Source organism: Paractinoplanes ferrugineus, from assembly GCF_016862195.1.
In the GTDB taxonomy this organism is placed as follows: domain Bacteria; phylum Actinomycetota; class Actinomycetes; order Mycobacteriales; family Micromonosporaceae; genus Actinoplanes; species Actinoplanes ferrugineus.
In genome coordinates this window covers 14957-39890 of the sequence record NZ_BOMM01000033.1, presented here as the reverse complement: position 1 = coordinate 39890, position 24934 = coordinate 14957, and the positions used below count along the sequence as shown (strand labels likewise).

At 69.6% G+C, this 24934-nt stretch carries 18 protein-coding genes; 7 read left to right on the top strand and 11 right to left on the bottom strand.

Going from position 1 to position 24934, the window contains the following annotated elements; all coding sequences use genetic code 11:
• On the top strand, positions 1-1406 hold a 1406-nt coding region (locus tag Afe05nite_RS18420; RefSeq protein ID WP_239117943.1), incomplete at its 5' end, for a toxin glutamine deamidase domain-containing protein.
• Here Afe05nite_RS18420 and dnaB read toward each other — a convergent pair.
• A complete protein-coding gene (gene dnaB, locus Afe05nite_RS18415; RefSeq protein WP_438868373.1) occupies positions 1403-2848 on the bottom strand; it encodes a replicative DNA helicase in 1446 nt (481 codons plus the stop codon). The genes Afe05nite_RS18420 and dnaB overlap by 4 nt on opposite strands.
• A 514-nt stretch (positions 2849-3362) precedes the next feature.
• Between dnaB and Afe05nite_RS18410 the strand changes: the two genes are divergently transcribed.
• On the top strand, positions 3363-7508 hold the full coding sequence (locus tag Afe05nite_RS18410) for a hypothetical protein (RefSeq protein WP_203818360.1): 4146 nt from the start codon (positions 3363-3365) through the stop codon (positions 7506-7508).
• Between the two features lie 56 nt (positions 7509-7564).
• On the opposite strand, the gene rplI is transcribed toward Afe05nite_RS18410, so the two are convergent.
• From rplI to Afe05nite_RS18385, 5 genes are all read right to left on the bottom strand, one after another.
• On the bottom strand, positions 7565-8014 hold the full coding sequence (gene rplI / locus Afe05nite_RS18405) for a 50S ribosomal protein L9 (protein ID WP_203818359.1): 450 nt from the start codon (positions 8012-8014) through the stop codon (positions 7565-7567).
• A 14-nt stretch (positions 8015-8028) separates the two neighbouring features.
• Entirely contained in the window at positions 8029-8268 is a 240-nt protein-coding gene (gene rpsR, locus Afe05nite_RS18400; protein WP_007073789.1) for a 30S ribosomal protein S18, read from the bottom strand.
• 35 nt (positions 8269-8303) lie between these two features.
• On the bottom strand, positions 8304-8864 hold the full coding sequence (locus tag Afe05nite_RS18395) for a single-stranded DNA-binding protein (RefSeq protein ID WP_203818358.1): 561 nt from the start codon (positions 8862-8864) through the stop codon (positions 8304-8306).
• Between the two features lie 65 nt (positions 8865-8929).
• Positions 8930-9220: a 30S ribosomal protein S6 gene (rpsF, locus tag Afe05nite_RS18390; RefSeq protein WP_203818357.1), complete on the bottom strand. Its 291-nt coding sequence runs from the start codon at positions 9218-9220 to the stop codon at positions 8930-8932.
• A 310-nt stretch (positions 9221-9530) separates the two neighbouring features.
• Complete coding sequence (locus Afe05nite_RS18385; RefSeq protein ID WP_203818356.1) at positions 9531-10511, bottom strand: hypothetical protein; 981 nt, start codon at positions 10509-10511, stop codon at positions 9531-9533.
• Positions 10512-10617: 106 nt separating this feature from the next.
• Here Afe05nite_RS18385 and Afe05nite_RS18380 point away from each other — a divergent pair, with 106 nt between their 5' ends.
• Both Afe05nite_RS18380 and Afe05nite_RS18375 read left to right on the top strand, forming a co-directional pair.
• Positions 10618-11394, top strand: a complete 777-nt coding sequence (locus Afe05nite_RS18380; protein WP_203818355.1) for a deoxyribonuclease IV — start codon at positions 10618-10620, stop codon at positions 11392-11394.
• Positions 11395-12435: 1041 nt separating this feature from the next.
• Positions 12436-14493: a hypothetical protein gene (locus tag Afe05nite_RS18375; RefSeq protein ID WP_239117941.1), complete on the top strand. Its 2058-nt coding sequence runs from the start codon at positions 12436-12438 to the stop codon at positions 14491-14493.
• A 15-nt stretch (positions 14494-14508) separates the two neighbouring features.
• Here Afe05nite_RS18375 and Afe05nite_RS18370 read toward each other — a convergent pair whose 3' ends face one another.
• The 3 genes from Afe05nite_RS18370 to Afe05nite_RS18360 form a co-directional block, all read right to left on the bottom strand.
• A complete protein-coding gene (locus Afe05nite_RS18370; RefSeq protein ID WP_203818354.1) occupies positions 14509-16086 on the bottom strand; it encodes a glycosyltransferase family 87 protein in 1578 nt (525 codons plus the stop codon).
• 131 nt (positions 16087-16217) lie between these two features.
• Positions 16218-18983, bottom strand: coding sequence for a transglycosylase domain-containing protein (locus Afe05nite_RS18365; protein ID WP_203818353.1), 2766 nt, complete (start codon positions 18981-18983; stop codon positions 16218-16220).
• A gap of 189 nt (positions 18984-19172) precedes the next feature.
• Positions 19173-19640, bottom strand: coding sequence for a DUF5318 domain-containing protein (locus Afe05nite_RS18360; protein ID WP_203818352.1), 468 nt, complete (start codon positions 19638-19640; stop codon positions 19173-19175).
• A gap of 212 nt (positions 19641-19852) precedes the next feature.
• Between Afe05nite_RS18360 and Afe05nite_RS18355 the strand changes: the two genes are divergently transcribed.
• Positions 19853-20455, top strand: coding sequence for a PadR family transcriptional regulator (locus Afe05nite_RS18355; protein WP_203818351.1), 603 nt, complete (start codon positions 19853-19855; stop codon positions 20453-20455).
• A gap of 21 nt (positions 20456-20476) precedes the next feature.
• Positions 20477-21556 (top strand): inositol-3-phosphate synthase, encoded by a 1080-nt coding sequence (locus Afe05nite_RS18350; RefSeq protein WP_203818350.1) that lies wholly within the window; start codon positions 20477-20479, stop codon positions 21554-21556.
• A gap of 465 nt (positions 21557-22021) precedes the next feature.
• On the opposite strand, the gene Afe05nite_RS18345 is transcribed toward Afe05nite_RS18350, so the two are convergent.
• Together Afe05nite_RS18345 and Afe05nite_RS18340 are read right to left on the bottom strand one after the other, a co-directional pair.
• On the bottom strand, positions 22022-22477 hold the full coding sequence (locus Afe05nite_RS18345) for a methylated-DNA--[protein]-cysteine S-methyltransferase (RefSeq protein WP_203818349.1): 456 nt from the start codon (positions 22475-22477) through the stop codon (positions 22022-22024).
• A gap of 31 nt (positions 22478-22508) precedes the next feature.
• Entirely contained in the window at positions 22509-23939 is a 1431-nt protein-coding gene (locus Afe05nite_RS18340) for a CCA tRNA nucleotidyltransferase (protein ID WP_203818348.1), read from the bottom strand.
• A gap of 66 nt (positions 23940-24005) precedes the next feature.
• Here Afe05nite_RS18340 and Afe05nite_RS18335 point away from each other — a divergent pair, with 66 nt between their 5' ends.
• Positions 24006-24890 carry a hypothetical protein gene (locus Afe05nite_RS18335; protein WP_239117940.1) on the top strand — a complete coding sequence of 295 codons (885 nt, stop codon included), beginning with the start codon at positions 24006-24008 and terminating at the stop codon, positions 24888-24890.
• Positions 24891-24934 lie beyond the last annotated feature (44 nt).

The following is a 24934-nucleotide window of genomic DNA, read 5'->3' as shown; positions in this document are numbered from 1 at the left end:
CCGAGCGGGGCAACACCCCTCGGCGAGGCAAGAACGCGGCCGGGGATCGGCACGCTGCTCCAGCCGAACGTGGTGGGGTCAACCAGGAGGGCGGGCGTGGGATCAGCGCGGCCGGCGTGTTGGCACGCTCGCGCGGCGGGGCGGTGACCACGCCGGCCAAGCAGCCGGCGGGGGCGGACGGTGCCGCCACCCGACGGATTCCGCAGGCGGAGTTGGAGCGGATTGCCCGGTTGTCCCGGACACCGGCGAACGGCGGAAACGCTGCGGATCCGGGCACGCGAACCGTCATTCTGCCGCCCGGTGCCTGGTCGCAGAGCCCCGCGCTGCCGGAGAAGTTCGGTTATGCCGCCGACATTCAGCAGCATGAGTACTCGGTCTTTCTGACCACCGTGGCGGACGAGACGAGAGCTCGGATCCGCAAACTCGGTCAGCTCGCCGACCAGGAGATCCTCTCCGGGTCCCGAGAACGCGGCGAGGAGCTGCGAGCCCGGTCGACGCAGTTGCGGGCGCTCCTCGGTCAGATCGAGAAGGCCGCCGCGAAGGTGGCAGCCGGTTTTCTCCGGCCGGCCGTGGTGCTCAGCTCGGCAGCCGCCGAGGCCGACCCGCCGTCCGGCTCGGGCGCCGCGGGTGATGTGGCGTCGCCCAAGGATCAGCGCTCAGCACTGAATGGTTCGCTGCCGATCGACCTGACTCGGCGTTACGACACTTATGGCGGTCTGCGCGCGCCCCAGGCCGTACATCAGAAGGCACTTGAAGACGCGGTGCCGCGGGACGGCGACGGCCGTGCGCTTCGCCTGGCTGATCCGCGGGCGGGACGTTGGTTCGCGCTGGCGAACGCCGGTGGGCCGGTGTCCGACCCGGCGCGGGCACTGAACTGTGTGGACGGTGTGCTCGCGCTGTTCGACACCTATATGCATGCGCGGCCCCGGGTGGCGGCGCCGCGTACGTTCGACTCCTATGCCGCCGGGGAGCCCGCTCGGCCGATCGGCGGCGAATGGCATGGTTTGCGGCGGATCGAGCTGGCGACGAGTTCGACGTTCCAGAACCTCTGCCCCTATCAGGGTGGGGCTGAGCCCGGCGCGGCCCGGTCGGCGGTCGAAGCCGCCATGCGGAATTTGACCAACCATCTGCACAACTCGGGCTACGGATCGTTCGCTTTCATCCTGACCGACCTCGAGGGCGGCGGCTGCCATGCCTGGGCGGCGGTCAATCAGGACGGCGCGATTCTCTTCCTCGACCCGCAGATCGGCCGCATCGGTGCGGGCGTGCCGCTCTATGGCCACCGGGGCGCGCCGTCGGCCGGCAACGTCGTCTCGATGGACGCCCTGGTCGTCGACCCCCAGGGCGCACCGGCGCCACTGCCCTACCACGGTGCGGGGCAGTGGAGCGGCACGTCGGCTGCCTAGATCGCCATGTCGACGAAGCGCGACAGGTGCAGCTGAGCCGCCACCGTGATGGTGTCGGTGGGGCCGTTTCGGTGCTTGGCCACGATGAAGTCGGCCTCGCCCGCCCGTGGTGACTCCTTGTCGTAGTAGTCATCACGGTGGAGCAGGATGACCACGTCGGCGTCCTGCTCGATGGAGCCGGACTCACGCAGGTCGGAAAGTTGCGGCCGTTTGTCGGTGCGCTGCTCGGGACCACGGTTCAGCTGCGAGACGCCGATCACCGGGCACTCGATCTCCTTGGCCAGCAGCTTGAGGCCACGAGAAAGCTCGGAGACCTCCTGCTGCCGGCTCTCGGTCTTCTTCGGCGAGCTCATCAGCTGGAGATAGTCGATCACGAGCAACTTGAGGTTGTGCCGCTGTTTGAGTCGCCGTGCCTTGGCCCGGATCTCCATCAGGTTCATGTTCGGCGTGTCGTCGACGAAGATCGGCGCCTCGCTGATCTCGCCCATCCGCCGCGCGAGCTTGGCCCAGTCGTCGTCGGTCAGCTGACCGGAACGCAACACGTGCAGCGGCACTCGCGCCTCAGCTGACAAAAGCCGCATAACCATTTCGATCTTGCTCATTTCGAGCGAGAAGATGGCACTCGCGCAGTTGTTGCGAATAGCGGCATTACGCGCGAAATCCATGCTCGCCGTCGACTTACCGAGACCGGGTCGCCCGGCCACGATGATCAGCTGGCCCGGGTGCAGACCGTTGAGCAGCCGGTCGAGATCGGAGAAGCCGGTCGGGATGCCGGCCATCCCGCCGCCGGCCGCCCCGATCGCCTCGATCTCGTCGACCGTGGGCTGCAGCATGTCGCCGATGGACGCGAAATCCTCGCTGACGCGTTTCTCGGTGACGTCGTAGATCGCCTGCTGGGCGAGGTCGACGATGTCGTCGACGTCGCGACCACCGTGGCCGTTGGCGCCGTAGCCGAGCTGCACGATCTTGGTGCCCGCCTCGACCAGCCGGCGCAGGATCGCCCGCTCGGAGACGATGCGGGCGTAGTAGGAGGCGTTGGCCGCGGTCGGCACGCTCTCGATCAGCGTGTGCAGATAGGGCACGCCGCCGATGCGCTGCAGATCGCCCGAGTCGGCCAGCGCGGCGGCCACGGTCAGCGCGTCGGCCGGCTCACCACGACCGTAGAGCTCGAGGACGACGTCGTAGATCGTGGCGTGGACCGGCCGGTAGAAGTCCTGCACCTTGAGGATCTCGACGACGTCGGCGATCGCGTCCTTGGACAGCAACATGCCGCCGAGCACGCCCTGCTCGGCCGCCACGTCCTGCGGGGGCGACTTGTCGAAACCGCCACCACCCCCGGACGAACCGCCGTCACCCGGGCCACCCGGACCGCCCTTGCGCGGCGGGCCGCCACCCGGCGACTGCGCCGGTGGCCTTGAATCCGGCCGTGCGTCGTCGGTGATCGACACCACGGACCCCCTCCGCTTGGCTGACTTTCCTGAGATCAAACCGCCGGGGTACGACACTTTCGGCTGAACCCCGGCCATGATCAGGAAGATTCGACCCGATCAAGGCGGCCCCACTCTACGAACCTCTGCCCCGCCTGCCCAAGCTCATCGGTGGACGAGCCTTGGGAGAACCTGTGGACATCCCGCCCCAGCCTGTGGGCAGTGCTGTGTACAGCCTGGGGACAACTGAACTTGTTGGCACAACACCGGCCTTATCCAGCAGCAATAACGTTGTCCCCACCTGTGGAGGACGAAAAAGCTGCCCCGCGTGAGCAAGCCATCGCCCGGAGGCGTTGCGGTTCGGACTCGCGCACGTCACGCTTTCTGGGTGGACCAACGGGAATGGGACTACGGCGCCCGCATGCCGCGGGATCGTCGTGCCGCGCAGCCGTGGCCCGCTCAGAGTCCAGAACGTACCGATATTGTAGAGCCTGAGCCGAAATGGGCGTCGCTAACCGACACCGGCAGCATGCAGCCCAGTGCCGAGGCCCTCGCCTGGCAGCGCCGCGCCGACCAGTGGGCCCAGCAGGCCGACGCTGACCAGTCGCAGTCGGTCGAGCCGGCCAATCGCTGGTCCGACGTCGCCCAGGGCCGCCCCACGTTCCCGGCCGACGGCGTCGGCTGGCGCACCGAGACCTCCGAGTGGCGGGCCGCCGGCGCGCGCTGGCGGCAGACCACCGAGTGGCGCTCCACCACCGGCTCGCACGGTTTCCGCTCCACCACCGAGGCCTGGCAGACCGACGGCAACGACTCATACCGGCCGCCCGTCGACACTCCCGCCGCCCAGCCGGCCATCTCGGGCAACGCCTGGTCGCCGTCCACCTCCGCCGACAAAGCCGAGTCCCGCCCCGCGTGGCAACAGTTCACGTCGCCGAGCTCGGGCAGCTCCTGGCCGGAAACGCAGACGCCACCCGCTCCACGCACTCCCGCCGAGAGCTCGCCGTCCTGGCAGCAACTCGTCGATCCGCCGGCCGAGCAGCGGGGCCGGCAGCCCTGGCAGCGCGACGCCATCGAGGGCACCGCCACCTGGACCGATCAGGCGGCAAGCCGCTCCGCGGCGAAACCTCCGCCGCCCGCTTCCGACTCCATGTCGAGCTGGCTGCGCATGGACGAGCCGGCCGAGCAGCCGAGCTGGCAGGCCTCCCGCGACGACGGACGCCATCTCGTGCGCGAGGACGACCGCGCCGCGTGGCGGCGAGACGCGGATCAGGGCGGTGGGTCACCGCGGGTGGGGCGCCGGCGCGCTCCCGAGGATGGATCCGCGCCCTCCGGGGGTACGGGCTGGGCGACGCGCTCCGACTCCGACAACTGGGCCGGCCACACCGACACCGGAAGCATCCCGCTGTTCGCCGACCCCGGCACCGCTTCCACCCCGCCGTGGTCCACCGGCACGCGCACCGGGTCCACCCCGCCCTGGTCCACCGACACTCGCACCGGCACCGGCAGCGGCCGGCACGACGGCTCCACCGGCCGCCGAGCACTCCCGTCGACCCCGTACGACGACGACACCCCGACCGGTCGACGCGCCCGCCGTGACGATTCCGGTCACGGTTCACGCAGCGTGGCCGTGCCGTTGCCGACCAGCTACGACGACCGCCCGACTGGCCGCGCCGCCGAGGCACCCCCCGCCACGCCACGCCGCAGCCGCTACGCCGACGAGGCCCCGTCCGCCGAAGCACGCGGTTACGGCACCGATGCCCCGGCCACCGGTTACGGCCGAGACACCTACCCGGCCGATCCGTCCGCCGCCGCCCCGACGACCGGCTTCGGCCCGGGCCCCGCCGGCTCGCGACGCGGCGCGGACCGAGGTGCTTACCCGGCCGACCCGCCATCGTCGGCGCCGACCACCGGCTACGGCCGAGGCAGCTACTCCGCCGACCCGCCGGCCGCCGCACCCATCACCGGCTACGGCCGTGGCACCTACTCAGCCGATCCCCCCGCCGCCGCACCCACCAGCAGTTTCGGCCGCGGTGCCGCCTCGACCTACCCGGCTGACCCGCCGTCCTCAGCACCGACCACCGGCTACGGGCGCGGCGGCTACCCCGGCGACGCTGCTTACCCCGGCGACTCTGCTTACCCCGGCGACGCGCCCCCGGCCAGCGCGCCGGCCTCCGGATTCGGACGCGGCTACCCGGTCGAACCCCCGCCCACCGCACCGACCACCGGCTACGGCCGCGGCGGCTACCCGGGCGACGCACCCCCGGCCGGCGGACGCGGTGGCTACCCGGGCGACGCACCCCCAGCCGGCGGACGCGGCGGCTACCCCGGCGACGCACCCCCGGCCAGCGCGCCGACCTCCGGGCTTGCGCGTGGCACCGGCTATCCGGTTGAACCGCCGCCCCCGGCGCCGACGAACGGCTTCGGCCGGGGTGCCTATCCGGCTGACGCGCCGCCCGCCGGTTACGGTCGCGGCGGCGGTTTCGGCTATCCCGGCGAGCCACCCGCGTCGGCTCCGACCACCGGTTTCGGCCGCGGCGCCGGCCCGATGGACCAGCGCGATCCCGGCGCGGGGGAGCAACCCGGCGGCGGCTTCGGGCGCGGTGCGGCCGGATATCCCGCCGACGCGGGCGTGTCGTCCACCGGGATCGGCCGGCGCCGCAGTCGGGCCGCCGCCGAGGACGCCGAGGCGTCCCGCTTTCCCGAGGACGATCGTGGTGTCGCCGGTGCCCGCAGCGGTCCGGGTGCCCCGGCCGGTCGTCGGGCCCGCCCCGACGGGCCGCCGCGGCCGCCGTCGCGGGGCAAGGCGCGCTACAACGAGGTCAAGGACGACTGGCGCGAGCACACCGGCTCGTGGTCGGCCGAGCCCGACACGAGCAGTTGGACGCGCGACCCCGACACCGGTCAGTGGAGCCGTTCCGAGGACGATCCGCGTGTCACGGCGTGGCGTGCGGAGGCCGCCCGGCGCGAGACGCAGAACCACACCGGTCCGCCGCCGCGTCGCGAGTTACCGGCCGGGCCGTCCGCGGCCGACGACGGTGGCCGGGCTGCACGGCGCCGACCGGAGCAGGACGACGACGATTGGGGCAACCCGCCGGCCGGAGGTGGGTCCAGCGCACCGCGCAGCGGTCCCGCGTTCGGTTCCCCGCGCCGTGAACTGACCAGCGGCAACACCTACGGCGGCGGGCCGGACGACGGACCGGGCTACGACGGCGGGGCAAACGGCGACCGGCCCGGCTACGGCGGGGCGACCGGCGACCGGCGGGGCTATGCCGACGGGCCGAGCTACGACGGCGGGCCGGGCTACGCAGACGGGCCGGGCCACGGCGGCGGGCCCGACGACGGACCGGGCTATGGCGGCGGCACCTACGGCAGCAGCGCTGGTGCGGGTGGCCCGACCTACGGGAGCGCCGCCCCGGCAAGCGGCCCGGCCTACGGCTCCGCGCGGCGGGAGCTGCCGAGCGGGCGTGCTCGCGCCGACGACACCACCGCGTACGGCGCGGCCCCCACCAGCGGACCGGCATATGGCAGTTCCGTGCCGACCAGTGGCACCGCGTACGGCAGTCCTCGTCGCGAGTTATCGGGCGGACGTGCGCGGGCCGACGAGGCCGGTGCCCCGCCGAGCAGCGCCGTGACGTACGGCGCTCCGGGTAATGCTCCGCGCAGCGGCCTGCCCTACGGCGCCCGCCCGGCGGGCGACGACTGGCGCAGCGAGCTCGACCCCGGCGGCAGTGCTCGGCGCGGCGCGGAACCCGTGGCGGACTGGCGGCAGGATCTCGACCCGAACGGGGCCCGGCCGGCCGCGGAACCGGCGGGAGCGGCTGGTTGGCGCCGTGATCTCGAGCCGAACACGGGCGGGCGGCGACGTGCCGAGGAGGAGCCGCCGGGCGCCGCCGGCTGGCGCCGTGAGCTCGACCCCGAGGGGGCCGGCCGGCCGAGTGGGGGCACAGGAACACCCACCGAGGCACCGTCCTGGACTCTCGGCGAACCCGGCAACAAGGACCTCAGTTCGTGGCAACTCTCCGACGAACCCGACAACGGCCGTGGCTCGGCCGTCTATCGAGAGGGTGGCGACAACGACTGGCGCCGTGATCTAGCCGATCGCAGCAGCCTTGCCGAGGGAGAGTCAAGGCGCTTCGGCACCTCGGATTACCTTCCCTTTCGGCCGAGCGGCTCAGCCGCCGTCGAGTCGTCGAACTTATCCTCCACCTCCACCTCGCTGATCTCGCCGGTCCCGCGCGCGCAGCCGGAACCGCGTTCGGGCAGCTGGCAGAGCGGCATGACCGGCTCCTACGAGCGGCGGCCGGTGACCGGCAGCTTCCCGACGATCCGCAAGAGCGACCTGCTCGACCCGGACGACGAGGAGGGCGATCAGGAGGCGGGCGGCCCGCTGGCCGCGGTCGGTTACACAGTGATCTGGTACGGCGTACCGATCGTCCTGTTCATCGTGTACATGCTGGTGGTCAACAGCGATGCGAAGACGCACGCCCTGGACACGCTGGCCGGCGCCGCCCCGCAGTTCCTCATCTCGCTGGTGCTCAGCGTGCTGGTGGCGGTGGGCCTGCGAAAGTTCAGCAGTTCGTGGAAGGCGATCAGCGTGGGCCTCGCCGCCGCGGTCGTGGGCGGCGGACTGGCCACAGTGCTGGCCTCCGCGATCACCGGCAACAGTCTGAGCTGAGCCGGGAAAGCCATCGGCGCGCCAGGCCGAAGCCTGACGCGCCGACGAAAGCGGAACTACTTGGCCGCCACCACGTTCACCGGGAACGTTGCGGTCACCTCGGGGTGCAGCTTGACCTGCACGTTGTACGAGCCGGTGGTCTTGATGTGAGCCGGCATCTCGAGGCGGCGACGGTCGAGGGACGGCCCGCCGGCGGACTTGACCGCATCGACGATCTCGGCCGGCGTGATCGAACCGAACAGACGGCCGCCGTTGCCGGACCGCGCGCTCAGCGTGACCTTGAGGCCGGAGAGCTGCTCCTTGACCTCGTTGGCCTGGCCCAGGTCGCGGATCTCCCGGGCGTCACGCGCCCGCTTGATGATCGCGACCTGCTTCTCGGCACCCTTGGTCCACTGAATCGCGAAACCCTGGGGCAGCAGGTAGTTACGGCCGTAGCCGTTCTTGACCTCGACGATGTCACCGGGAGTGCCGAGACCCGACACCTCGTGAGTGAGGATGATCTTCATTTGGCAGACCTTCCTCAGCGCGCCGTCGCCGTGTACGGCAGGAGCGCCATCTCGCGGGCGTTCTTGACCGCGCGGGCGATCTGCCGCTGCTGCTGGGAGGTCACTCCGGTGACCCGGCGGGCACGGATCTTGCCCCGGTCGGAGATGAACTTCCGCAGCAGGGCGGTGTCCTTGTAGTCGATGTAGGTGATCCCGTCCTTGTCGAGCGGGTTCACCTTCTTCTTCGGCTTGCGCAGTGCCGCAGCCTTAGCCATTGCTCTTACTCCTGAACTCGTGCAGCCCTCGCGGGCTAGAAGGGAGGCTCGTCGTCGAACGAGGAGTTGCCGCCGCCGCTGGGACGGCTGCCCTGGGCCGGAGCGGCTGTAGCCCACGGGTCGTCGAAGTTGTTACCTCCGCCGCCACCGCTGGTGGGCTGCCGGTTGCCGCCACCGCCACTACCACCGCCGTTGGAGGCGCCGAAGCCGCCACCTCCAGCGCCGCCGGAGCGGTTCATCCGCTGCACCTTCGCCGTGGCGTATCGCAGGGACGGGCCGATCTCGTCGACCTCGAGTTCGTAGACGGTGCGCTTCTCTCCCTCGCGGGTCTCGTAAGACCGCTGGCGCAGCCGGCCCTGCACGATCACCCGTGAGCCGCGCTGAAGCGACTCGGCGACGTGCTCGGCAGCGTCACGCCAGATGTTGCACGCTAGGAACAGTGGCTCGCCGTCTTTCCACTCGCCTGACTGGCGGTCCATGGTCCGCGGCGTGGACGCGATGCGGAACTTGGCAACCGCCGCACCCGACGGGGTGAAGCGCAGCTCGGGATCGTCGGTGAGGTTCCCGACGACCGTGATAACGGTTTCTCCTGCCATGATCTACTCCTCGCCGCTGTTCTCGTTCGTAGGAGGTTCTCAGAACCCCCTGACAAAAACGAGGATCAGCGGGTCTCGGGCCGGATGACCTTGGTACGCAGGATGTTCTCGTTGAGCCGCAGCTGACGGTCCAGCTCGGCGACGGCCGCGGGGGTCGCCTGAAGATCGACGACGGCGTAGATGCCTTCGGCCTTCTTGTTGATCTCGAACGAGAGCCGGCGACGGCCCCAGACGTCGAGCTTCTCCACCGAGCCACCCGCGGTCCTGATCACGTTCAGGTACTGGTCGAGCGACGGGGCGACGGTGCGCTCCTCGAGTGAAGGATCGAGGATCACCATGAGTTCGTAATGACGCAAGACTTTCTCACCTCCTGTGGGCTTGACGGCCGCGGTATCTCCGCGGCAGGAGGTCTTGTGTCCGTCGCAGCGAAAAGCCGTGGGATCAACTGCCGCCCACGGCGTCGACACTGCGAACCGAGCAAGCATACCCAGGTGGGCCGACCTGCCCAAATCGGCTGGCAACGGAAAAGGACCCCGCCGGCCGACGGGGTCCTTCACTTACAGCCGCGGGGCGCCCGATCCGCATTCGCTGGGTGGGACCTGGGGAGGAACGACCACACCGATGAGGTTGGACACGGCCGCCCCGCGGAGCTTGTTGACGGCCACGTTACGCCATATTTGCCCGATTTGCACGTCGCGACACGATCGCCCGAATTGTCGCTGTCCCGACGCCCAGCACACACACTGCGGCGATCAGCCCGAGAAGTCCGATCGGCCCGGACTCGGGCATCGGCTCCATCGTCGCCACCGGCTCCGCCGCGGCGACCTCGGCGGGCGTCGGGCTGTTTGCCGTCGGTGCGGCTTCCTGCGCGGTCGGCGCCGGATCAAGCTGCGGTACGCCGGGGAGCAGTGCCTTCTCGTCACCGGGCGGCATGCCCGCGAACGTCGGCGTCGGACTTCCCGCCGTACCGTCCGGCCGCTTGGTCTTGATCTTCGGCGCATTGCCGCCCTGAGGCATGGCCTGCACCTCCGTCGTAGCGGCCCGGGCGACCGACGAGGTCCGCAGCCTCGGCTTCCGAACCCCGCCGTGACCGGCGATCGTGGTCCTGGGCCGCTTGGCCGGCGCCGAGTCGGACCGCTTCGTGCCCGCACCCGGCCGGGTCGGCGCGTCCGGCGAGCCCGCCGACACGGCGGCCGCCGAGCTCGAGTGGTCGCCGGTCGGCTCCGGGCTCGGTTTCGGTGGCGCGGCCGCGGCCGACGGCGAGGCCGTCACCATGAGCGGCGCGACGTCCTCACCGACCGGGCAGTTCGGCTTGAGCGTGACCGACGTGGTCCCGCGACGGAAGACCACCTCGGTGAACGAGTCGTCGGGCAGCGTGCCCTTCGATTTGCCGGCGAGCAGCAGCCGCGCGCTGTAACCGGTGCGGTTGATCAACCGCACCTTGCTCTTGGCCGGCACCACCAGCGATTCCACGTCCGGGTGCGAACGGCAGGAGAAGCCCATGATCCCGCCCCCGCCGAAGGTCACCTGGCGTCCGACCGGGCCCAGCTGTTCGGCGCTCGCCGTCCCGGCCAACAGCAACGGTGCGCCGACGATCAGTCCGCCCAGCACCAACGCCGTGCTCCGGTATCGGAACTGCCGCGACATGAACCATCTCCCCAGTTGGACGAATGTCTCGATGGGGGTAAACGAGGTCTGATGCGGCACGGTGACGCGGCAGAAAGCGTCGCACCCCCGTCGTAGGCTCTTCCCCATGCGCATCGGAGCCCATGTCGATCCCACCGACCCGCTGGAGGCGGCCACCGCCCGCGGTGCCGACGCCGTCCAGTTCTTCCTGACCGACCCGCAGGGTTACAAGTCCCCCAAACCGCGTGCGGATGCCGCGGCCCTGCGCGAGTCCGAGGTGGACATCTACATCCACGCGCCCTACATCGTGAACGTCGCGTCGCCCAACAACCGCATCCGCATCCCGAGCCGCAAGCTGCTCATGGCGCATGCCCAGGCCGCCGCCGAGCTGGGCGCGAAGGGCCTGATCGTGCACGGCGGACACGTCGGCAAAGACGCCGACCTGGCGGCCGGCTTCGAGAACTGGCGCAAGGCCTTCGAGTACGCGGAGAAGGACGGTGGCCTGCCTCTGCCGATCCTGATCGAGAACACCGCGGGCGGCGACAACGCCTGCGCCCGTCGCTTCGACGACCTGGCCCGCCTGTGGGACGCCGTGGGCAGCTTCGGCGCCGGCTTCTGCCTCGACACCTGCCACGCGTTCGCCGGCGGCGAAGACCTGATCGGCATCGTCGACCGCGTCAAAGCGATCACCGGCCGGATCGACCTGATCCACGCCAACGACTCCAAGGGCGGTTTCGACTCCGGCCAGGACAGGCACGACAACCTCGGTAATGGCAAGATCGACCCGGAGCTGGTGGTGGCCGCGATCCGCGCCTCCGGCGCCCCGGCCGTCGTCGAGACGCCCGGCGGCGTCGAGGGCCAGACCGCCGACATCGCCCTCCTGCGGGAGCGGGCGGGCCGCTGACGCGCCTGCTGACTGGGGAGAACCATGACCACCGACCAGCCGAAGCAGTCCCCGGCCCCCACCCCGCCGGCCCCCCGTGCCCCCGATTCCGACACCCTGCGCCCGGCCTTAGAGACACCACGCCCGGCGCCCGACGCACCGCGGCCAGCACCCGAGACCCTGCGCCCAGCACCCGAGACGCCACGGCCAGCACCCGCGGGCAAGGGCGGCCCTCCTACGGCCCAGCAGGGCGACCTCTCACCGCCGGCACCCACCAACCCGCCCGCGCCCACCAACCCGCCGGCCGCCGACTCGCCCTCGCCCATCAACCCGCCGGCCGCCGACTCGCCCTCGCCCATCAACCCGCCGGCCGGCCGCTCGCCCGCGCCCATCAACCCGTCCGCCCGCCAGCCTTCGCCCGCCAATCCGCCGGCCGCCGGCTCGCTCTCGCCCACCAACCCGCTGCCGTCTGCCAATCCGTTGCCGCTCTCCCGCCCGGCTCAGCCAGGCGCGGGCCCAGCTCAGCCAGGCGCGGGCCCAGCTCAGCCAGGCGCGGGCCCAGCGAAAGCAGCGGCAGGCCCTGCAGCGGTGCCCACGAGCCGGGCGAAACCGACGGCAGACCCGGCACAGGCAGCCACGGGTTCGACAGCCACAGGTTCGGCAACCACGGGTTCGGCAACGGCGGGTTCGGCCGCGAAGCCTGGGCCGCCGATGTCGGAGACGGCTCGGGCCGCACTGCTCGACAAAGCGACCGAGGCTCCTCCCGCTATCTCCTCGACATTGACGCAGCCGGCCGTACCGGAGTCGGGCGCGTCAGGATCGGGCGTGGCAGGGTCGGGCGTGGCAGGGTCGGGCGTGGCAGGGTCGGGCGTGGCAGGGTCGGCGACGGCGCCGGGGCGGTCCGGGTGGCGGCGTCTGATCTCCTTCGGAAAGCGGGAAACGGCCGGGCCGCATATCCCCGCGCAAGCTGTCCCCGCGACAGTTGGGAAACCGCCGGTTGAGAAACCGCCGGTCGGTGCCATGGCCGCGGCGGCTGGGTTCACCGGCGGGCCATCGTCCGAAGTGGGCGTTTCGCCGGAGTTTGGCCCGGCGGTCAAGCTCAAGGAACCCCTGCCCAGCGATCGACCCGCGCACGTACCGCCCGATCCGTGGCGAGCGTTCGCCAGCGCGCCCGAGCGTGGGCCGGGGCGCATCCGGCGCGGGCTGCGGGTGCTGGGCCGGGCTCTGATCCACGAGTACGCCGTGGTCACCTACATCGCCCTGGCCATGGCTGTGGCGCTGACCTGGCCCGCCCTGCAATATCCACTGCACACTCTGCCGCAAGACGCCGCCGACCCGGCCCGGCAAGCCTGGCAGGTTGCCTGGGGTGGGCACATCCTGCTCACCGACCCGGTCAAGCTGTGGCAGTCGAACGCGTTCTTCCCCGAGGTCAACAGCTTCGCCTTCGGTGACAGCCTGCTCGGCTACGCCCCGGCCGGCATGCTTGGTGCCGGTCCACTGGCTGCGACGCTGCGCTACAACATCCTTTTCGTGCTGGCCCACGCGCTGCTGCTGATCGGCTCGTACGCCCTGGTCCGGCAGTTGGGCGCGGGTCGCACCGGGGCCGCCGTGGCCGCGGTCGCCTTCGCGTACGCCCCGTGGCGCCTTGCCCAGGAGGGGCACCTCGACATCATCTCGGCCGGCGGCATCCCGCTCGCGCTCGCCATGCTGGCTCGCGGGCACGGCTGGTCGATGCGGCGCGGCTTCCGACGTACGCACCGCAGCGCCGGCTGGGCGGCGGCCGGCTGGCTGGTCGCGGCGTGGCAGGTCAGTCTGGGTTTCTCGCTCGGCCTGCCGTTCCTGGGCGTGCTGGGTCTGATTTTGCTCGGCTTACTGGTGCGGGTGCCGATCCGCTGGTGGCGCCGGCCCGTCGAGCGCCCGGTGCTGGGCTGGCGGCTGCTGGCGACCGACATCATCGGACCACTGATCGTGGTCGGTGTCGCCGCGCTGATCGCCCTTCCGTACTTCAAGAGTTCCGGCGCGTCGACAGCCATTGCCGAGATCAAGTTCTTCTCGCCGCCGCTGCGCAGCCTGTTGATCGGCCCGGCCGAGTCGCGCATCTGGGGCGGCCCGCACTCCGTACCTCGATCGTCGTTGGCCTGGCCGGCCGAGATGTCGCTGCTGCCGGGCTTCGTCCTCTACGCCCTCGCCTTGGCCGGGCTGGCCTTCTCCATCTGGACGCTGTGGCAGCGCCTGTTCCTGCTGGCCGGCCTGGCCGGCACGGTCATCCTGACGCTCGGCACCAACTTCTTCGACGGCCGCTGGACCTACCTGCCCCTCTTCGGCCACCTGCCCGCGTCGGTCGGCAGCCGCATCCCCGGCCGGCTCATGCTCTGGGTGACGCTGTTGCTTGCGGTCCTTGCTGCCGGGGCGGTGGCCGAGTTCGTCCGCCGTGCCGACCACTGGGCCGAGCACCGGATTCCGCCGTGGCCCGGCCCGTGGCTCCGTGCCGCCACCATGATCCCGCTGGTCCTGGTGCTGGTCGAAGGCTGGAACTCCACCGCCCACCCAGTCGTCCCGGATCAGCCGACCTCGATGCGTACGATCACCGGACCGATGCTCGTGCTGCCGACCGGCGAGCTGACCGACCAGACCGTGATGCTGTGGTCCACGACCCGCTTCCAGCGGATGGCGAACGGTGCCGGGGGTTTCGCCGCCGGACGTCAAGCGGACCTGCGCCGAAACGTCGCGGCGTTCCCTGACCAGGCGAGCGTCGCCTACCTGAAGACGCGGGGCGTCACCACTGTTCTTCTGCTGCGCGGCTACGTCACCGGCACGCCGTGGGAACGGGCCGGCGACGTGCCGGTCGACTCACTCGGTATCACCCGCGAGGACCTGGACGACGCGGTCGTGTTCCGGCTCAGCCCGCCGGCGAACCAGCCCCAACAGCCCGGCTCGAACCAGCCCGGCTCGAACCAGCCCGGCATCAACCCGTCGGGCTTCCCCAACCAACCGGGCCTGGGCACGCAACCGGGCCAAGGAACGCAGCCGGGTCAAGGAACGCAGCCGGGCCAGACAGGTCAAGTGATCCTGCCCGGCCAGACTCAACCGGTGAGCCCCCTCCAGACTGCCGGGAGGTAGCCGCGAGAGCGCCGGTCAAGAAGCGGACGCCCCGGCGGGGGTGGGCTCGGCGGGAGGCTGGGCCTCGGCCTCCTCGTCGACCTTCGGCTTCGGCTTGGGGCCGATGCCAAAAGTGCGCCGCAGGGCGTCGATCCAGCGGGCGTCCGGCTCGTTGAGCGGGCCACCGTCGGGGTCGTCGGAGTAGGACTGCCGGACCGCGTCGAGCTCGGGACGCCAGATCTCGCGGATCACCAGGCCACAGAGGACCGCGACGGTGACGATGCGCAGGGTCGAGGCCAGCACGAACGTGCCCTCGGGGATCACCGGCTTGCCACCGGCGCCGAGCAGCTCGGCGTAGAACGCGGTGAAGTAGCCGAACTCGGCCACCGTCCAGGCGATGATCGCGCCCCAGCGCGGCCGGGCCAGCACGATCAGCGGGAGCAGCCACAGGACGTACTGCTGCGACCAGACCTTGCTGAAGATCAGGAACGCGGCGACAACCAGGAAGGACAGCTGGGCCAGGCGGGGGCGGCGCGGGGCGGTCAGGGCCAGGAAGGCGATTCCGACGCAGGCGAGCCCGAAAAGCCCGTACGTCACGAGGTTGAGGGTTGGCACGTGATTGCTCAGCCATTGGAAGGGGCCCTGGTCACCCTGGCTGCCGTTGTGCCACTTGCCGTCGAGGTAACGCCCGATGTACCAGAGGGTGCCCCAGTCGACCGGCCGCTCACTGTTGAGTCGGAAGAACCGCAGCCAACTCTCATGCCATAGGTACCAGACCGGGAAGTTGACCGCGATCCAGGTCAGAGCCGTGGTCCCGAAGGCCACGGCCCACGCCCGCACCGTCTTCGAGCGCAGGGCCAGCACCAGCATCGGTCCGAGGATGAACAGCGGCCACAGTTTCGCCGCCGCGCCCAATCCCAGGAACACGCCGGCCCAGGCCGGCTTGCGTTTCGCCCATAGGTAGAGCCCGAACGCCGCGAACCCGATGGCGAGGAAGTCCCAGTTGACGGTGGCGGTGAAGAAGATGATCGGGGACAGCGCGAAGATCGCCGCGTCCCAGGGTCGCCGTCGGCGGAGCGCGAGGATGACGGCGGCGGTCGCCACCGCGAGCGCGGAGAGCACCAGGGCGTTCGCGTTGTAGAACCACCGACCCTGGTTGATGTCCGGGTGCTTCACACCGTAGGCGTGGATCGGCAGTCCGAGGGCACCCATGAAGTAGCCGGTCACCACCGGGTATTCCACGGCGTGATCCTGGTAGGGAACTTTGCCCTCGTTGAGTCCTTCGGCGTAATAGAGCGCGAGCACGTCGGTGTAGCAGAACCGGGTGTACTGGATGTTCTTCTGCCAGTCACCGGTCTGGCAGGGGGACTTCTGCACCCATGAGAACGCCAGCGTGAGGCAGGTCAGCGCGAGGATGATCCGCGCCGCCGTCCAGAACCGCCCGCGCCGCGCGTCGGGCCGCACGGCGTGCGATCCGAGCGGTCCACCGATCGCCTCGGAGAGTCCACGGACGAACCCGTCCCCGGTCGCCTGAGCGCTGGTCGCCGGAACACCGGTCACCGGTGCTTCGACATCATCGGGACGGTCAATGTCCTCGGACGGTTGCGTGCTCATGACAACGCATCATGCCTTAAGAACCTCAAGGAGCGTGCGTCCGATCACCTGTGGTTCGCCCGGATACCGAAAACCGGCGCGCACCCTCCGAGAGGACGCGCGCCGGTTCGAGGTGAAGCCGGAGGCAGTGGCTAATCGCCGTTGGTTTGGGCCGCGTTTCCGTCGCCCGTATTGCCGTTGCCGCCACCGTTGCCGCCGTTGCCCGGGCCGCCACCGTTGCCGCCGTTGTTCGGCCCGCCGTTGTTCTGGCCGCCGTTGTTCTGGCCGCCGTTGTTGCCGCCGTTGTTCGGCCCGCCGTTGTTCTGGCCACCGTTGTTCTGACCGCCGTCGTTCTGGCCACCGTTGTTCTGACCGCCGTTGTTTCCACAACCGAGGCCGATCACCGCGAGGGCACAGTCGTTGTTGACCGGCGCCTCCGGCGGCTTCTCACCGTTGCCGAACTTGGACGGGTCACCGGTCTTGATCCGGGCCGGGAAGTCTTCGTTCTTCAGGTCCAGGGCACTGGAGGCGGTGTCGAGGAACATCTTCCAGATCTTCGACGGGGTGCCGGCACCGAACATGTCCTTCTTGCCGTCCCGCTCTTTGAGCTGGACCTTGTTGCCCTTACCGCCGACCCAGACCGTCGCGGCGATCTGCGGTGTGCCACCGACGAACCAGCAGTCACCGCTGCCTTCCTGGTATTCCCAGGTGCCGGACTTGGCGATGCCCTCGCGGCCACCCTTGAGGTCGCGGTTGTCGACCTCGACGATCTTCTTCATGACCGCCGAGAGGTTCGACATCTGGTCGGCCTCGAACACCCGGTTGCCCTTGATGTTCTCCTGGCCGACGACCGTGACCTTGCCGCTTTCCGGGTCGGTCCGCTTCACCGTCTTGATGAAGTGAGCGTTGTGGTGGACGCCCTGGCCGACGATCGTCGCGACGCCCTCGGCGTGCTCCAGCGGGGGAATGCGGTACTGGCCGAAGCCGACCTCGTTGTCAAAGGAATTGCGCCAGGTGCTCTTGTCGGTCTTGGTCAGGTCGATGATCTCGCCGTTCTTGAAGCCGGCCTTCTCATCGGTGATCATGTGCTTCACACCGGCGGCCTTGGCGGCCTCGATGACCTTCTCGGGACCGATCGTGTCGGTGATCCAGTAGAACGGGAAGTTGTACGACTTGATCGTCGCGGTCTCGAGATCGCAGTACTTGATCTTTCCGCCACAGACCTTGCCCGGGTCGGCACCCGCGTTGCTGATCTTGGTGCCGTTGCGGCGCTTCAGATCACCGTTCCAGAGACTGTCGAACGAGACGCCCTCTTTGAGACCGGCCGCGAGCGTGTAGATCTTCATCGTCGAGCCGGGCGACTGTCCGCCGACGATCTCCTTGCCGTTCGCCGACATGTAGCCGCCGTAGTCCAGACCGCTCGGCGTGTCACCGCCGTAGTAGCCGAGCACCCGCCCGTTCGTCGGGTCGATACCGATGACCGCTGCCTGGTACTTCGGGTTCAGCCCGTTCATCGGCGAGTCATCGCTCTTCTGCGAGCCCGCCTCCTCGGCTGCCTTCTGCACCTTGGGGTCGATCGTGGTGGTGATCGTCAGACCACCCTGCTCGAACTCCTGGTCGGAGATCCCCATCGAGTTCAGCTCGGCCATGACGTGCCGGGTGACCATGCCGACCGGCTTGTCGGCCGCACCGGAGGAGGCACCCTTGGCGCCGCGCGGCTTGACCTTCGGGTAGGCCCGCTTGTCGTACACGTCCTGGGAGATCCAGTTCATGTCCAACATGTTCTTCATGGTGTATTCCCACCGCTCGAGGGCGGGACCGCCGACCTTGCCGTTGACTATGTTGTCGTTCGGGTCGTAACCCGGGTGCGACCCCGTCTTGTACGGCTGCTTGATGATCGACGCGAGCACCGCCGCCTCGTACGGCGTGACGGCGTTCTTCTGGCCGGGCGGCGTGGTCACCGACTTGCCGAAGTAGCCCAGCGCCGCGGCCTCGATGCCGTACCTGCCCTCGCCGAAGTCGACGTAGTTCAGGTACATCCCCATGATCTGCTCTTTGTCGTACTGCGACTCGAGCTTGCGGGCGATCACAGCCTCGCGCAGCTTGCGGTTGATGCTGATGGCCTTGAGGTCAGCCGCGTGCCGCGCGTACTGCTGGGTGATCGTCGACGCGCCCTGGGTGGCGCCACCGGTGAAGTTGTTCCACGCGGCGCGGACGATGCCCTTCATGTCGATGCCGTGGTGGTTGTAGAAGTTCTTGTCCTCGGCGCCCGCCACCGCTTTTTCGACGACGTCGCTGATCTTGTCTTCCGGGACCACGGTGCGGTTCTGGTCGCCGACCTTTTCGATCAACGCGCCGTTGCTGTAGAGGATCGCGTTCTGCTGGTTCTCCGTGACCGGCGGCGGAAGCGCCACGTCGTCGAAGAAGTAGGTGCCACCGACGACCCCGGCACCAAGCATGATCACCACCACGGCGGCGGCGGCGGTGAGGATGTTGGTGCGGCGGCGGCGCTTGGCCGCCTTCGACTTCTTGTCCTTACCACCGGGCACGGGGGCGTTCGGTGGACCACCTGGAGTGGCGGTGCCGGGCCGGACCGCGGCGCGGGCCACCGAGGCCCGACCACCGACCGAACCGGTGCCGGCACCGACCGACGCGCGCGCGCCGACCCGGGCGGAACCGGCGACACCGCCGACGGAAGCGCTGCCGACCGGCGCACCACCGACGGAGGCACGGCCGGCCGAAGCGGAACCGACGGACGCGGAACCGACCGATGCGGAGCCGACGGAGGCACGTCCACCGGCTCCACGGCGGTACGCGTCGGGGCTGGGCCCGGCGGATTGGTCGTCGGGCGCGGAGGCACCGGCCCCGGGCACACTGGCCCGAGCACGCGGGGACTGCGGGTCGCCGTACGGGTTCATGCGGTCACACCTCGGTCGCGTTGGCGCACGCCGAGAGAGCCCTGGAGGGGCCCCCGCCGACACCGCCACGAGCGGACGATTTGGGCTGCAAACCGGCAGCCGCCCTGTCGAATGTGATGAATGACCGATTGCGGCGCTGGATGCCCGAGTCGGTCGGGGTCGTCCCTACGGTAGCGAGATCGAACCACGTCATCCGCGGCCCTCCCGCCGTTGCGATGACGACCCAGGTTCGCGGTGGCGGCCCGCGGCGGACGAAGCGGCAGCCTCGCCCAGGTCGAGTTCGTCGGTGTTGAGCGCGTCCCGGCCCAGCATGTACTGCTGGATCAAGTGATTCCACGCGCAGGAGCGGCACACCTCCACGACGAAGACTTGGAACTCACGCAGAGTCATCGCCAGCACGGGAAGCTCGGCCAGCTTTCGGGCCTGTCCGGCGGACTGCTTGAGCTCATCGCCATAGATGTAATGCACCAGGGTGAGGTTCTCGCGACGGCAGACCGGGCAGCGATCTTCGGTCGGCTCGCCATGGAAACGAGCAGCGTTTTTCAGGTACGGCGAGGCATCGCAGACTTCCAGCGCCCCGACCCGCCCGTTATGCACGTCACGCAGCACTGCTCGCTTCTGTAGCGAGTAGTCGACGACCTGCCGCTGCGTGCGCATGGCGAAGAGAGTACGCGGTCCGCGCCCGAGCGGCGACAGCCATCACTCAGCGTGGCGCGGTCGTTGCGTAACCGGCAACACTCCCCGTTCTCCTTGCGTCCACCCAACTGCCGATCTACGGTAGCGATGTATCGGGCCGATACATCGCGCCAGGTTCGCTCGGAGCCGGGCCCTGAGGTGTCGGTCAATCGAGGTGGGAGAGGAGCGGCCGGATGTTGGACATGGCGATCCTCGGCCTGCTCCAGGAAAACCCGATGCACGGTTACGAGCTCCGCAAGGAACTCGCCACCAAACTGGGAACGATCCGGGCGGCGATCAGTTACGGCACGCTCTACCCGACGCTCAAGCGTCTGCAGGCGGCCGGCTGGATCACCGAGTCCGAGGCGGACCCGTCGATGATCCCCCCGATGACCAGCAAACGGGGCCGGGTTATCTACAAGATCACGGCCGAGGGCAAGGAGCGTTTCGCCGAGCTGCTCGCCCAGGCCGGACCGGAAACGTACGACGACGCCGGCTTCGGAGTGCACTTCGCCTTCTTCGCCCGCACCGACCAGGCCACCCGCCTGCGCATCCTCGAGGGCCGCCGCAGGCGCATCGAGGAACGGCGCGAGGGTCTGCGCGACGTGCTCTCCCGAGCCGGCGAGCGGCTCGACGCCTACACGCTCGAACTGCAGCGACACGGACTCGACGCGTGTGAGCGCGAGGTCCGTTGGCTGGAGGAGCTCATCACCAATGAGCGCTCCGGCCGAGCGCCGGAGACTCCCGGCACGCTCAACACCCCCCAAACCCCGCGTCCGCACGAGGACCGGCCGTGATGAAACAAGGAGGCAAACGCGATGGGTTCCGTCCGCGTCGCCATCGTCGGTGTGGGTAACTGCGCCTCGTCCCTGATCCAGGGCGTGGAGTACTACAAGAACGCCGACCCGAACGACCGCGTCCCGGGTCTCATGCACGTGACCTTCGGCGACTACCACGTGTCCGACGTGCAGTTCGTCGCGGCGTTCGATGTGGACGCCAAGAAGGTCGGCATGGATCTGGCCGAGGCGATCGTCGCCAGTGAGAACAACACGATCAAGCTGACCGATGTGCCGCCGACCGGCATCACCGTCCAGCGTGGACCGACCTTCGACGGTCTGGGCGTGTACTACCGCGAGATGGTCGAGGAGTCCTCGGCCGAAGCCGTCGACGTGGCGCAGGCTCTGCGTGACGCCCAGGTCGACGTGGTCGTGTCGTACCTGCCGGTTGGTTCCGAGCAGGCCGACAAGTTCTACGCTCAGGCCGCGATCGACGCCGGCTGCGCTTTCGTCAACGCGCTGCCGGTCTTCATCGCCTCCGACCCGGCGTGGGCGCAGAAGTTCACCGACGCCGGCCTGCCGATCGTCGGCGACGACATCAAGAGCCAGGTCGGTGCGACGATCGTGCACCGCGCGCTCGCCAAGCTGTTCGAGGACCGCGGTGTCGAGCTGCTGCGCACGTACCAGCTCAACTTCGGCGGCAACATGGACTTCATGAACATGCTGGAGCGCAACCGTCTGGTCTCGAAGAAGATCTCGAAGACCCAGTCGGTGACGTCCCAGATCCCGCACGAGATGATCAAGAGCGACGTGCACATCGGCCCGTCCGACCACGTGCCGTGGCTCGACGACCGCAAGTGGGCGTACATCCGGCTCGAGGGCCGTTCCTTCGGCGACACCCCGCTGATGGCCGAGCTCAAGCTCGAGGTGTGGGACTCGCCGAACTCGGCCGGCGTCATCATCGACGCGGTCCGCGCGGCGAAGATCGCCAAGGACCGCGGCATCGGTGGCCCGATCCTCTCGGCGTCGTCCTACTTCATGAAGTCCCCGCCGGTCCAGTACAATGACCACGACGCGAAGGAGTCCGTCGAGGCCTTCATCCGCGGCGACATCGAGCGCTAAGACCGCAAGCATCGAGAAAGGCCGGGCCGCTGCGGCGCCCCGGCCTTTTCCGTTTGCTCATCGCGTACGAAGGTACGGCCGTAGCCGGTTCAACAATCGCCGTCACGTCGTCCAACTCGCCACGGGTGATCTCGGCGGTGATCGTCAGCCGCTCCCAGGCGGAAAGCTTCAGATGACGGTGCCGAGAAGGGCGGCGTCTCGGACCCGGCCGTCCGGTCCCGGCACGAGACTCGTCAGCTGTCGAAGGTCGGGGGCGTCTGGCCATAGTTGATCGCTCATCGGTCGCCGATCAGATCGAAGGACTCCTTGTGGTCGGCGAAAGCTCGGCCGGGCCAGATCACGGGTTTCGGTGTTTCGCATCTGGCTGATGCACCGACGGATCGAGGTGGAGCAGTCGATCCTCGACCTCCGGCCGGAAATCTTGAGTTGTCGTGGAACGGGTGCACACAAGACTATAGTCGTTGGTCAACCCCAGGCCCGAGCCAACGCGACCCTGGCCTCCAGCTCCAGCAGCCGGCGCTTGCGATCGAGGCCACCGCCGAAGCCGACCATCTTGCCGCCCGCGCCGACGACCCGGTGGCACGGCACGAGCACCGGGATCGGGTTGTGGTTGCACGCGGTGCCGACTGCCCGCGCCGCGCCCGGGTCGCCGAGGGCGGTGGCGATCGCGCCGTAGGTCACCATCTCGCCGTACGGGATCTTGGCGATCTGACCCCACACGGCGCGCTCGAACTCGGAGCCACCACGCATCTCGACCGGCACGGTGAAGTCGGTGAGGTCGCCGGCGAAATAGGCCGCCAGCTGGTCGAGGGCCGGGTGGGCGCCGAGCGGGCCGGGCGGCGCCCCGAATCGCACCCCCACCACGGTGTCTCCGGCAACGGAGACACCGAGCGGGCCGATCGGTGAGTCGACGACGAACATGGCCCCGATTCTGCCTCGGGGGGCGGCCGAGTCAGGAAACGTGTCCCTGATCGCGGGCCCACTTGTAGAGCTCGGCCTCGGCCTCGTCCCGCGTCAGCGGGCCTCGGTCGAGCCGCAACTCCTTCAGATAGCGCCAGGCCTGTCCGACGATCGGACCGGGTGGCACGCCGAGCAGCTCCATGATCGCGTTGCCATCGAGGTCGGGGCGCACCCGGGCCAGGTCTTCCTCGGCCTCCAGGCGGGCGATCCGCTCCTCCAGCGCGTCGTAGTCGGCGGCCAGGTTGGCGGCCTTACGACGGTTGCGGGTGGTGACGTCGGAGCGGGTCAGCTTGTGCAGCCGGGAGAGCAGTGGTCCGGCGTCGGTGACGTAGCGCCGGACCGCCGAATCGGTCCACTCGCCCCGCCCGTACCCGTAGAAGCGCAGGTGGAGGGAGACGAGTTCGACCACCTCGGCCGTACTGTCCTTGGGGTATTTCATGGCTTTCATGCGTTGTTTGGTCAGGCGGGCGCCGACGATCTCGTGGTGGTGGAAGCTGACCCGGCCGTCGCGCCCGACGGCCTTGGTCGCCGGCTTGCCGACGTCGTGCATCAGCGCGGCCATCCGCAGCACGAAGTCGGGGCCCTCGTCGCCCTCGAGCCGGATCGCGTTGGCGACCACGATCAGGGTGTGCTCGTAGACGTCCTTGTGCTGGGCGTGCTCGTCGATCTCGAGCTTGAGCCCGGAGATCTCGGGCAGGAAGCGGTCGGCGAGGCCGGTGTCGACGAGCAGCCGCAGGCCGGCGATCGGGTCGGCACCGCACATCAGCTTGGTGAACTCGTCGCGAATCCGTTCCGCGGTGATTCGGTCGAGATCGGCGCACATGGTCGTCATGGCCGAAATGACCGCTTCATCCACAGTGAACTGCAACTTCGCGGCGAACCGCGCGGCTCGCAACATCCGAAGTGGATCATCACCGAAGGACTGCGACGGCGCCGCCGGGGTGCGGATCAGCTTGGCCGCGAGGTCGGCCAGACCGCCGTACGGGTCGGTGAAGACGTGTCCGGGCAGCGACACCGCCATCGCGTTGATGGTGAAGTCCCGCCGCTCGAGGTCGTCGAGCAGGCTCTTGCCGTATTGCACGATCGGGTTACGGGTGACCCCGTCGTACGCTTCCGCCCGGAACGTGGTGATCTCCAGCCGGAGACCGTTCTTGTGGATACCGATCGTGCCGAACTCGCGACCGGTCTCCCAGATCGCGTCGGCCCACCCCTGCACGATCGCGAGCGTCTGCTCGGGCGTCGCGTCGGTGCAGAAATCGAGGTCGTCGCCGAGCCGGCCCAGCAGCGCATCCCGCACCGAGCCCCCGACCAGGTGCAGCTCATGACCGGCGGCGTCGAACCGACGCCCCAGTTCGTCCGCGAGGGGAGACACGCGGAGCAGCTCGGCGACCGCCTTCTGCTGGGCGGCATTAAGAACAGACATGGGACGACCAGCCTAACGGGCGGGGTCCTCGTGGCAGCAACGGACGTCACCGGGCAGGATGGCACCGTGCCCGTTTCCGAGGCGCTGCGCCGCCTTGCCGAGGACCCCGGGTTCTGGGCGGGCGAGTCCGCCGCCGATCCCGCCGACCTCGATGGTCGTGAGTTGCGCACCTCTTTCCCGGTGACCGGCGGCTATGCGCTCGTGCTCGACATCGACCTGGCCACCCGGGAGCGCACGCTGGGCCTGCGCACGCCCGCCTTCTCCGAGCCGGTCCAGCTCGGCCGGGCCCCCGCTCAGGGGCCTTACCCGGCGGCGCTGCGCTGGTGGGAGCTCGATCTGTGCGCCCGGGTGATCGCCCTGGAAGATCCGATGCTGCCGCATCCGGGCCTGGTGGTGGCCCTGCTGTCGCCGTTCGCCCCGCTCACGCCGGACGACGACGAGTCGGAGATCGCCGTGATCCGCACCGCCGCCTACCGGTCGCTGCGCCGCGACGTGCCGCCCGCCGAGCCGTCCGGGCCGGAGCAGGCTCCGCTGCCGCTGTTCGCCGATGACGACTGGTGGCCGACTGCCCCCGCGGCTTCGCCGCAGGTGCTCGACGAGGCCGCGATCGCCGAGCTCATCCGGCCAGCCGACCGATTTCCTGAGGTACGCGCGGGGTCGCGCTTCCCCCGGGAGGAACTGGACGATGTCGTACGTAAGTCGGCGGCTCTCCTGCACAGCGTGCCGCGCAGTTCCTGGTATGCCGAGACCCGCCCGCTGGCTCGGCGCATCCTGGACTCCGGTGACCTCGCACCCATTCCCGCCCTGCTGGGTGCGCTGACCGAGGCCGGCTGCGATCATCCGACCGTGCTCGACGCGTTGAGCGAGCCGCTGGTCCCGGTCGAGGCCTACTGGATGGTGGAGACGCTGGCCGGCGCCGAGCCGGGCACCCTCCTGCGCCGCCGGGTGTGACCGGCCCCCTTATGGTGACTGCAATGTTGGAATTCCTCGGGAGG